General features: G+C 36.1%; 4 protein-coding genes. 2 read left to right on the forward strand and 2 right to left on the reverse strand.

The window, feature by feature from the left end; all coding sequences use genetic code 11:
• Positions 1 to 266: 266 nt before the first annotated feature.
• Together ABD814_RS11700 and ABD814_RS11705 are read right to left on the reverse strand one after the other, a co-directional pair.
• Positions 267 to 2,618, reverse strand: a complete 2,352-nt coding sequence (locus ABD814_RS11700) for a pullulanase (protein ID WP_344913363.1) — start codon at positions 2,616 to 2,618, stop codon at positions 267 to 269.
• A 20-nt stretch (positions 2,619 to 2,638) separates the two neighbouring features.
• A complete protein-coding gene (locus tag ABD814_RS11705) occupies positions 2,639 to 4,735 on the reverse strand; it encodes an alpha-amylase family glycosyl hydrolase (protein ID WP_344913364.1) in 2,097 nt (698 codons plus the stop codon).
• A 227-nt stretch (positions 4,736 to 4,962) separates the two neighbouring features.
• Here ABD814_RS11705 and ABD814_RS11710 point away from each other — a divergent pair, with 227 nt between their 5' ends.
• Both ABD814_RS11710 and ABD814_RS11715 read left to right on the forward strand, forming a co-directional pair.
• A complete protein-coding gene (locus ABD814_RS11710; RefSeq protein ID WP_344913366.1) occupies positions 4,963 to 6,483 on the forward strand; it encodes a GGDEF domain-containing protein in 1,521 nt (506 codons plus the stop codon).
• A gap of 48 nt (positions 6,484 to 6,531) precedes the next feature.
• Positions 6,532 to 7,020, forward strand: coding sequence for a hypothetical protein (locus tag ABD814_RS11715; RefSeq protein ID WP_344913368.1), 489 nt, complete (start codon positions 6,532 to 6,534; stop codon positions 7,018 to 7,020).
• Positions 7,021 to 7,106: the final 86 nt, after the last annotated feature.

Below are 7,106 nucleotides of genomic sequence, written 5' to 3' on the forward strand. Positions count from 1 at the left end.
TTAAATATGATAATTAGATTTTAACACAAAGTTATCCACAACTAACGAATTTTATAATTTCCTAAACAACAATGAAAACGGTTGCATTAAAGGTTAAAAAAAGGGGTTCTAATTCAGTTAGTGCAACCGCTTACACAACTAGCTTACTATTATTTTTAAATTTTTTCAACACTTATCGTAAAAATATTCGTCTATTTTTTAAAAAAAGCGTTAAAATAAGCGTCTATGAATCAGCAAGGACGCTTATCTCAACAATTAAATTGGGATTACTTTTGTTTCAGTCGAATGACCGTGCCCGTTAATGGCTCTAACTCGATTGAATTTGCCGTCAATCTCACACCTTGAGGGTTTTCAATCGGATCAATTCCTGCTTTTGCTTTATCTACAATCACATCACCGGTTGAGTAATCGATCGTTAATGTCAATTGACGTACTTTGTCATCAGCATTAACGAACACAGCATAGGTCACCCCATCACTGGCAATAACTTGATAAGCAATCATGAGATCCAACTCATTTAGTTCAGGTGCTTTAATTAACGTGACGTTTTGTTTAATCTCTGCGATCGTTGCTCGACTAAATGCATCTGTTGAACGACGTAGAGTAATTAAGCCTTGCATATGACGTTGAGTTGTCGTTTCAATCGGATATGTTTTTTCATCCAATACTTTTTGCCATTCAAACATATTGACAGCATCTGTTGAATCATACGAATCATGAATAAAATAAGGAAATTCAATCGGGTTACCCTCTTGATCAGCAATAAAAGTTGACTTAAACGGCACTTGTTCATCTGGAACTTTTCCAATAAAGTCTGGATGACGGAACTGTTTCGTTCGACCATATTCTTGACCGGCGTGAATAAATGTTGTCCCTTGTGCTGTTAAAACCATTAGGTTTCCTAATCTAATTCGCTCATGGATTTCCTGTTTATGATCTTGAGGATCTTTTTTAATTGATAGTGCGATCACATCATGTAAGGTCAAATTATCATGCGCTTCTATATATGCTACAACATCCCCTGGGCTTGTCGCCTTAAAATTATGCGGATTTGCTGTTAAGTTATCAAAAATGCGCTGAATATTTCGCGCTCCACCAGTAAGAAAACGCGGCTCACCTTCAGAGTTATATCCTGATTTTAATTGATCACGAATATCATCTGAGAAAGAACCAACAGCTTCTGTATCTTGCATCCAATGCTGATCTGCGGGGATGATTTTCGGTTCATACTCGTCACCGACATAGGTAATCCATCCTTCACCAATCATCAGAATATTTGGATTGAGCACTTTTGCTTGGTCATATGCTTGTTGAATTGTTTCTGCATCATGATCACCCATCATGTCAAAACGAAAACCGTCTATTTTGAATTCTTTAACCCAATAAGTAATCGAATCAATTAAAATTCGTCGTGCCATCTTTCGTGTCGTTCCTAAACGGCCACCCTTGAATGCGATCCGTGGTGTCCCATCAGCATCCATGAAATGATAATAATTAGGCTCTAAGTTTTCAAAAATATCAACACTTGCCGTATGATTATAAACAACATCTAATAGCACACCCATACCGCGGTCGTGAATTTCAGCAATTAAGTTCTTAAATTCAGCAATTCGTTGCTTCGGATCGCTTGGCTTTTCTGAGTACATACCAGTCAACGCAAAATAGCTTTGTGGATCATAGCCCCAGTTGTAGTTATTATTAACAGATGAATAGTTTAACAAACGCTCGTCATTTTCAAACTCATTAGCAAATAAATAACTCATCACTGGTAATAGTTGAACATGAGTTACCCCAAGCGATTTAATATAATCTAGTTTTTCAATAAAAGCAGTAAACGTTCCAAATTGGCTATTTAGTTTACCGTCAAGTGATGGATCAGAAGTGAAATCTCGAACATGAATTTCATAGATAATTGCATCTTCTCGTTTTTTAAAATTAGCAATGTTAGCATAATCAAGTTCTGAACCAATCAAGCTTGGGTCAACGATCGCAGCCTTGCCAATTTGATTATCTGGATTTGTGCTATCCCAAATTGCTAGTGATTTCGCATATGGATCGAGCGCTAAAACTGTCTTCCCGTCGCGTTCAATTGCAAAGTGATAAAAGTAACCAGTTAAATCAACTATGCCTGTTTTAGCTTGGTCTAGTTCGATTGACCAGACTCCTCGATCGCCTAAAGTCATTGCTAGATCATTTGCAACAACTCTATTTTGATTGTTTTTATCGTATAAAATAACGTTGACTGAATCCGCACTTGGTGACCAAAGTTTCAGCTTTGCTGATCCATCAGCTCGTAATTCTAATCCTAGTTTTCCATCATAAGCATATTTCTGATCTTTATAACGCCAACCAATTTGAGCATTTTTCGTGTTCAAATCGTATTTTATCGTATAAGGAAACTTGTTTGTTAAGTGATTTTCATTAATGCTAACAATAATTAGCTTATCTTCAACATGAATCGTTACTTCAGTTATTTCTAATCGATTACCTTGCGAATCAACAATCTTGATCGTTTCTTTTAAATCAGGTTCTGAAAGATTGTTTATCGACTCAAAAAAGAGTCCGATTGTCGAGTCAGAGAATACTTCCGCATGTAATAATTGATTGTTTTTAGCCACGTATTAATCACCCTTTATTGTTATTTTTTGCGCTTAATTTGAATGAATGTAATGACGGCAATCGTCAAACTAATTAGAATAATGAATGGCCAAATAGTTATATTAGCGTTTTCTGATTGATTTTCTATCGGTTCTTTAGTAATTGAATCACTTGTCTCAGTTTCAGCACTGTTGGCATTATCCTGGTTAGATAGGATTGTTCCATTTTCAGCTGTCAGCAGCAATGTTCCTCCATCTGTCAATTTGGGGGCTGTTAAACTGATAACATAGTTTCCAGCTTGATCTTCTGTTGCTTGGTAAGTTTGGTCAGCATAGTGATCGATTACGATGACATCGGCATTTGAGACAGTTAGTGTAATCTCTTGTTCAAAATCAGCTCTGTTAAAACCTAAGTAAACCGATTGATCATCGTATGTTCGCTCCACTACTAACCATTCAGCATTATTCGATCCAGCCAACGTTGATCGGTCTGCTCTTGCCAATAGCTCCGAGTAAGCTTGACGGAATTCGAGTAGTTTTTGATAATGATCAAGAATCGGATTCCCTTCAATCATGTCCCAAGCAAAATCATAACGATTATCATATTCCGGCCAATTTTCCGCACCTGTTTGACCAAGTTCTTCACCGTAATAAATAACTGGTTGACCTTTTGCGGTGATTTGTAATGTAGCTGCTAGTTTCAATTTACCTTGAGCAACTTCTTCGGAATCGCCACTTTCAATTAAATTGTGTAAAAATCCTGCTTCATCATGACTGCCAAGAAATTGCCCAAGTGTTGCAATGTTTGAAATGGATTGATTTCGTACAATTAATTGATTGTTCACTTCTTCAAGGCTTCCATTAACAAAGTGACGTGCATGATCTTTAAAACCAAAGTCTAACAAACTATCCATTGTGCCGGTTTTGTGATAACCTAGATCATCTTGATAATTCGCTCCCCATGCCTCTCCAATCAGCTTAAAATTAGGGTCAATCGCTACTAATTCATTTTTGAAATGCTGCCACGTGACATGATCAACGTGTTTAACTGTATCCACACGATAACTTGAAATTGAGTTCCCACTTGGTGTCGTTGACTTTTCAAGCCAAGCAGTTTGCCAAGCAACAATTTGTTCGCGTACCCAGTCCTCTTCTGTTTTAAAATCTGGTAAACCTGAGAGCTCCATTTTTAAATCACCAGCACCGGATCGATCACGAATCATATCTACAAAGCGATTGCGATCTTCGTTTGTCGGAAAGCCAGCTGGTGGCTCTGACTGCTCATCATTAATTTTTAAGCCATAACCAATATGATTGAGCACGACATCGACCATAATATCAATATCTCGTGCAGCTGCTTGATCAATTAACTCATGAAAGTCTTCTAATGAACCGAGATGTGGGTTTAACGTTTCAAAGTCCTTTGCCCAATACCCGTGGTATCCATAGTAAGCTCCTGCATCCGAATTAAACTCAACATCGTGACCGACATTTTCTACAATTGGCGTAATCCAAATCGTGTTAATTCCTAACTCAGCTAAATAATCTAAGTTATCTGTAATTCCTTTAAAATCACCACCTTGATAAGCTCCACGTGGGTTATCATCAATTTCATCATAGTTTATTCCATATGGATCATTATTTTTTGGGTCACCATCAGCAAAGCGATCGGTTACCATAAAGTAAATAACAGCCTCATCCCAATCTCTATCATCGTTAGTCTTTTCGCGAGCAATGATCGTTGCCGCGGCTGTAGTGGTGTATGTCCCACCATTTTCATCAACAACATTGATTGGAATCTTTTTTTCCCCAGGTTCAATATCAGACCGAACCGACAACGTCACACGATTTAGTTCTGGTGAAATTGATAATCGCTCAGTACTACCAAGTTCAGTTAGATCAGCTTCAATTTCGACAATTTCTAGATCTGAATCGTTATCAATCTCTAACTCTAGCAATCCATGCTGATCATAATGGAATGCCCGATTCACTGTTGCTTCAACAGTGATCTCTGCTTCACTATTTTTTTCCTGAGCATCAACGATCGGAATTGGTAACCAATTGATATAAGAGCTGACTAATAGAATAACAATTATACTTAATACAGTTAAGTGATTAGTACTTACTTTTTGATTCATAATTACCCTCTTTCTGTTTTAAAAAATAATACCAAGTTAATGAAATCGGTTGCATTAATTGGTGAAAAATAACGCATAGCGTATATTTCTCACTATGCATTGCTTCTCCTCGTAAGTTTACTATTTAGCTTGGTGTTTTTCAACTGTTCTCGTTAGATTCAATGATTTTTTTCGTCTTTATGGTATAATAGACCTAACACAGATAAATTTTACTGAGGTGAGCAAACATGACTATATATATATCACTGTTATTTGGCCACTTGATCTTGTTAGCGTTCTCATTAAACTTTTGCCGTTTTAGACTGTCCACTCAACTTAATAAAATCTTAATCCTTCTAATGGTTATTTACTCATATGGTTTAGCGATTCTTTTTGTACAAGAATGGTTATTACTTTTTTCACTACTTGCCATTTTTACCGCGACTGCTATTTACCAAACAATTGGACTACTCGTTGCTTTACCATTGATATCATTTGTTTATTTCTATATGAATGGATTCGAGTTATATCATTTTGTTATCTTTACACTTAGTGCATTAACAGTGGCATATCTTACAAATCAAGGTGCTGCGTATGTCCGAACACAAAATCGTTGGAAATCACTGTTGATTAAAAATTCAAAACAGTTAAATGTGATTAGAGAAATTAGTATTGCTATGCAACAAACGCGTGATCTCGATAAAGTATTACATATCATTATTACTTCCGTCACAGCTGGACACGGTTTAGGATTTAATCGTGCACTTGTATTTTTATTTGATAAAAATAAAGATCAGTTAAGTGGGATGATGGGAATTGGCCCATTAAATGCACAAGAAGGTATCGATAAATGGAGAAAAATTGCTGAACATAAATATCGATTAATTGATTTACTTGAAATCGATGATGAAAAGCAGATTGATCCACAATTGAATCAAATTATTAAGCATTTGACGATTGACCTTGATTCTGATCATATTTTAAAAGATGTCCTATTAAGCGGTAAACACCGGGTAATTTATCCTGATAAAGTTCATGATCACATTCATCAATTACTAATTAATAAGTTCAACATTGATGAGTTTTTAATTATTCCTATGATCTATCAGTCTACAAAAATAGGTCTACTTATTCTTGATAATCCAGTTTCAAAAAAGTCAATCACTGAACAGGAAATTGATAATGTCATTCCACTTGCATCACTAGCTGCCGTTGCAATTCAACAAGCACAACTCTATCAAGAAATTGAAGAAATGACATTGAAAGACGGATTAACGTCTTTATATAATCAACGCGCTTTACAAAACACATTACAAAAGCATTTTAACAAACAGCAGATTGAACCTTTAGCTATGATTATGCTCGACATTGATTACTTTAAAACCTACAACGATACAAATGGTCACTTGCTCGGAAATGAAGTACTTGAACTGTTAGCAAAAGCAATTAAAGATTCTATTCGTGAGTCTGATCTTGCTTTTCGGTTCGGTGGTGAAGAGTTTACTGTTTTATTATTTAACACGACCAATCATGATGTTAATTTAATCGCGGAGCGAATACGAAAGAGCATTGAAAGCACGGTTTTCCCAAACGAAAGCTCACAGCCAGGTAACAGGCTTACCGTCACACTTGGCTATGCTCATACTGAACAAATCTCCAACCCCTCACCAAGTCGCCTAATAAGTGCGGCTGATCAGGCACTATACGAGGGGAAAGCTGCGGGGAAAAACTGTGTCAACCAGTACAGAATCAGTCTACAGTCAAAATAAATGAACAATAGATTATTTATCTAACCAAATCATATAAGGAGTTACAATATGGATCGTTATTATTTATTAGCTATCATATTAACTGCACTGATTATCATGTTTACAGCTAAGTATTTTTATTTATTACATGTACACATGGTTACAAACAAAACGTTGAGGAAACATAAAGTCATTCTTTCCGAGCTCCACTATTCGTTTGAACAAATTGTTTACTTTCACACATTGCCAAGTCAAATCGAGGCAATCAACAAAGCAAATAGGAGTCAATTTAGGTTGAAGTATGATTACGACAAATTTATTTTTATTAAATTAAATGGGATCTATATCGAAATAGAAACAGATCATGAACCAATAATTATTGCCTATCTTCCAATGGAAAATTTCATGCTTCCATATTTAGATGAAAAAAATAATGAAGGAAGCATGGATCATGCACTTAGTAAAAAAGTGAGTTTAGCTAAAGCTATCCATCCCGATACATTAAAAGAAATGATTAATGAAGTATACAATCAAGTACCACACGGACGTTACAACTAAATTACTGCTAATTTAATCGAGATAGGGGGAGGTGACTAACCTCCGTCCCTCTCACACCACCGTACATACGGTTCCGTATACGGCGG

Source organism: Amphibacillus indicireducens, assembly GCF_039539605.1.
Taxonomy (GTDB): Bacteria; Bacillota; Bacilli; order Bacillales; family Amphibacillaceae; genus Amphibacillus; species Amphibacillus indicireducens.